This window comes from Legionella brunensis (assembly GCF_001467025.1).
In the GTDB taxonomy this organism is placed as follows: Bacteria; Pseudomonadota; Gammaproteobacteria; order Legionellales; family Legionellaceae; genus Tatlockia; species Tatlockia brunensis.
In genome coordinates, this window is the sequence record NZ_LNXV01000012.1 from 1 (window position 1) to 3,726 (window position 3,726).

Below are 3,726 nucleotides of genomic sequence, written 5' to 3' on the forward strand. Positions count from 1 at the left end.
GAACCCAGTTTCAGAACGCCAAACAAATTTGGCAAGAAGCTACTACAGAGCTCCTTTGCGACTAAAATTAGGGTTTTCATCTTTCTTGTGACAGTAAAAATTAACTTGACGGGGCCCGATAAACATCACCAAGAAGGAGTTGGGGAAATTAAATGGATGCGCAATTAACATTTGAAATAGGAAGGCAAGTAAGAATATTATGTTCTTAATTCATGATTCTGATTAAGAATTTGGATTTTTACGATGGCTTTGTGCTTCTGCTTAGCATGCCATAAATCCCAATCTCTTTGTAGATTAAGCCAAAACTCAGGTTCCATGTTCAATGCGCCTGCTAGATCCAAAGCTGTTTCTGGTGTAATTCCTCTTCTACCGTGTACAATTTCATTGAGTTTCGCGTAAGTCCAGCCTGGGTGAGTGGCGAAAGCTTTTTGTGTTAAGTTCATCGGTTTAAGAAATTCCTCTAAAAGCATTTCGCCTGGAAGTGTAGGGGCTCTGTGTGTTGGTAGCATAGTTATCTCCTTAGCCATGATAATCAAGAATACATACATCGTAAGCATTTCCATTTTCCCATCTGAAAATGACTGCCCACTGCTTATCAATTTTAATACGCCAAAATTCTGATAACAGCATAGTATTATTTGAGCTAGATAACGTACCTTATCTATCACAAACAGCATATAATGGTGAAAAAACAAAAAAGAGACCCTATGAATTTCTTGGATGAGCAAAATTCAAAAAATCGAAAGTTTGTGATAGATAAGATTTTTCACCCTTTGGATGTTCATTTTGATACCAATTCACTTTCCGCATGGTTGACTTATTATTACTCAGTGCATGTGAAGGGTGCTCCTGAGAAAACTGAACAAGCCAAGATGAAAGACTTGAGTAAATTTATAAATTTCTTTCAAATGGAAGTAGGGCATGATTTGGTGGATAGTTGGACACCGGCTGTTAGTAAGCATTTTCAAAAACATTTGTGTAAAACAATTTCTGAGAAAACGGGTAAACCTTATAAAGCTACTTCTATTAATAGAACGATGGCAACAATTCGTCATGTGGGGCGATGGCTTCATCAGCAGCGTCCATTATTAGCAGGTGACCCTTTAGCGCAAGTTAAAGATTTACAAACTGATGCACCTGATTGGAATGGATTAACTTCTCGCCAATTAATGCGTCTAAAATCAGCATGTGAACAACGTATTAAAAGCTGTACCCGCAAGAATCAAAATCCATTGATGGAAACAGCACTCTTTTATCTATTACTGGGAACAGGTCTTCGTGAGTCCGAAGTGGTTTCATTAAATGTCGGTCAGTATAGAGGAAAAGGTTTGTGTGATGTTCTTCGCCACAAATCAAAACGAATTAGCCAAAAAATTCCTTTACCACAAGAGAGTAGGGCGTATTTGGATCAATATCTTGAAAAAAGACAAACTCAAGAGGATGAACCGTTATTTGTTACGCGCTATGGAACACGTTTGCAAACGTTAGATGTTTATAGAATATGCCAGCGAGTTTTAAAACAAGCGTTTGCATTTTTACCGAACCATGAAAAATTTGCTTTTACTCCACATAAGATGCGACATACCTTTTTAAAGAAGGTAACTGACAAGCATGGGGTTCACTTTGCTCAAGAACTAAGTGGAAATGTTTCGATTAAAGAAATATTTCGTTATGCAAAACCAAGCCAGGATGAAATCCAATTAACTATCGAAGAATTATTTGTCTAGCCAGTGTTACAGGTAAATAAAAACTCTAGACAAGACCAAAATAAAGACCTAAAATAAGACCATAAATAATTATATAAGGTCTTATCATGCAAACTTTATTTGCTACACAAGTAGCGAGCATTAGTGAATTAAAAAAGAACCCCACTAAGCTCATTAATGATGCTCATGGAAAACCTGTTGCTATTCTTAATCACAATACAGCGGCAGCATATTTAATTCCTGTTGAAACATTTGAAAAACTAATGGATTTGGTTGATGAGAATGAACTACATAAAATAGTAGAGCAACGTTTGTCCGCACCTTTTACCTCCATAAAGGTAAATATTGATGATTTATGAGCTTCATTTTCATCCTTTAGCTTTAAAAGAATGGAAAAAGCTGGGTAAAAATCTTCAAGAAGAATTTAAGAAAGTGTTAAAACGCCGCTTGGAAAATCCACATGTGGTTTCGGCGGGCTTGAGAGGCGCTTTAAAAAATTGCTATAAAATAAAATTACGTCAATCTGGTTATCGTTTGGTGTATCAAGTGAATGATAATAAATTAATTGTAACCGTCATAGCGGTCGGGAAAAGAAACAAAAATGTTGTCTATGATGATGCAGATAACCGACAAGAAGATTAATTAGAAGAGATAATCACCCTAACGGTGAGAATAGGAACGGTGGAAGTGAGCTCACCCGATTCAAAACTTCCTGCATACGAAGTTAAAGAATTTAATAACAGGTTCGCTATTATAGTATTTCAAGATAAACTGGCTTCAGGAACTTTGAACATCACAGTGAAATAAATTTATAATCATCTGTAAAATGTTGGAATTGACAGTAGAAGATCTTATAAGTGGTAATATCAGATCTTTAAGTACTAAGAATCTCATTTATTGCAGTCTATTAAATTTTGATCATCCTTGTCGCGGCCGAAAACAGCTATTTAATAAAAGAATGAGTCAATCAGAAATTGTAGAAAATTTACAATGGGTCAGAACATCTGAAAGAAGAATTTAAATGAATAAATCTATAACAGAAATATCTATAAAAACTTTAGATTTATCCGACATACCTGTTATTGTTGATGCTTTTCACAAAATAAACTGGCAAAAACCCGCCTCTTTATTTAATAGCTATTATCAAGAGCAACGAAAATCAGAAAGGATTATTTGGTTGGCTTACTTAGGAGGTGAACTTACAGGATATATCACTTTAAAATGGGTGTCACATTATGAGCCTTTTGCTAAGCTAAATATTCCTGAAATTATGGATTTAAATGTGTTGCCAAATTTTCGAAAATTTGGGATAGGGAGTAAGTTACTTCAGATCGCCGAAGAAAAAGCTATCAGTAGAGGAAATATTGTTGGTATTGGTGTAGGTTTGTATGGTGGATCTGATGGGGGATATGGACCTGCTCAGCGACTTTATGTAAAAAGAGGTTATATACCAGATGGATTAGGTGTAACTTATGACTACCAACTAGCAGTGCCGGGTCAAGCATATTCTCTAGATGATGATTTAATTTTATGGCTAACTAAAAACTTAAAATAACTTACCTTAAAATTTGAACATGCCAGTTTTTTATTAGGTTCAAGTGTGTAAATTTTGATTAATGAATGTTTCTTAAAGAGGAAAGAATATGGACATTGACTGGGGCTCTTTTTTAAACCCAAATTTTTTAAATGTCATTGTAGCTATTCTGGGATGGTGGATAGTTAGCTACCTGAGAGATAAACAAGCTGTAAAAGAGCGCCAAAGAGAAATTAACCACAGCTATTTGATAAATGCACATCGTGTTTTATCAGGCTGGGTTCATAATCCAAATTTAACCAAAGAGGAAAAACGTGGAATTGAAAACGTTATTGAAGACATACAATTACTTGGCTCTAATAAAATAATTTCTGCACTCAATGCATTTCTTGTTTGCTAGAGAGTGTTCATCTAACTGTGTCACCTCATTGATTATCTAAGTCTCAGGTTCATACGGTCTTCAAAATAAATATGAAGCTGAGACGC

General features: G+C 35.3%; 7 protein-coding genes. 5 read left to right on the forward strand and 2 right to left on the reverse strand.

All coding sequences use genetic code 11. From position 1 onward, the window contains the following. Nucleotides 1–197 precede the first annotated feature (197 nt). Together Lbru_RS07965 and Lbru_RS18065 are read right to left on the reverse strand one after the other, a co-directional pair. Nucleotides 198–509: a HigA family addiction module antitoxin gene (locus Lbru_RS07965; protein ID WP_058441673.1), complete on the reverse strand. Its 312-nt coding sequence runs from the start codon at nt 507–509 to the stop codon at nt 198–200. Between the two features lie 10 nt (nt 510–519). After that, nucleotides 520–630: a type II toxin-antitoxin system RelE/ParE family toxin gene (locus Lbru_RS18065; protein WP_420795318.1), complete on the reverse strand. Its 111-nt coding sequence runs from the start codon at nt 628–630 to the stop codon at nt 520–522. Between the two features lie 77 nt (nt 631–707). Here Lbru_RS18065 and Lbru_RS07970 point away from each other — a divergent pair, with 77 nt between their 5' ends. The 5 genes from Lbru_RS07970 (at nt 708) to Lbru_RS07990 (ending at nt 3,640) form a co-directional block, all read left to right on the forward strand. After that, nucleotides 708–1,727, forward strand: a complete 1,020-nt coding sequence (locus Lbru_RS07970; protein WP_058441668.1) for a tyrosine-type recombinase/integrase — start codon at nt 708–710, stop codon at nt 1,725–1,727. Between the two features lie 86 nt (nt 1,728–1,813). Next, on the forward strand, nt 1,814–2,065 hold the full coding sequence (locus Lbru_RS07975; protein WP_058441669.1) for a type II toxin-antitoxin system prevent-host-death family antitoxin: 252 nt from the start codon (nt 1,814–1,816) through the stop codon (nt 2,063–2,065). Continuing rightward, the gene (locus Lbru_RS07980) at nt 2,055–2,348 is read left to right on the forward strand and encodes a type II toxin-antitoxin system RelE family toxin (RefSeq protein WP_058441670.1); all 294 of its coding nucleotides are present in this window, start codon (nt 2,055–2,057) and stop codon (nt 2,346–2,348) included. Before Lbru_RS07975 ends, Lbru_RS07980 begins: the two co-directional genes overlap by 11 nt. 379 nt (nt 2,349–2,727) lie before the next feature. Further along, nucleotides 2,728–3,261: a GNAT family N-acetyltransferase gene (locus Lbru_RS07985; RefSeq protein ID WP_058441671.1), complete on the forward strand. Its 534-nt coding sequence runs from the start codon at nt 2,728–2,730 to the stop codon at nt 3,259–3,261. Between the two features lie 88 nt (nt 3,262–3,349). Continuing rightward, a complete protein-coding gene (locus Lbru_RS07990) occupies nt 3,350–3,640 on the forward strand; it encodes a hypothetical protein (RefSeq protein WP_058441672.1) in 291 nt (96 codons plus the stop codon). The last annotated feature ends 86 nt before the right edge of the window (nt 3,641–3,726 follow it).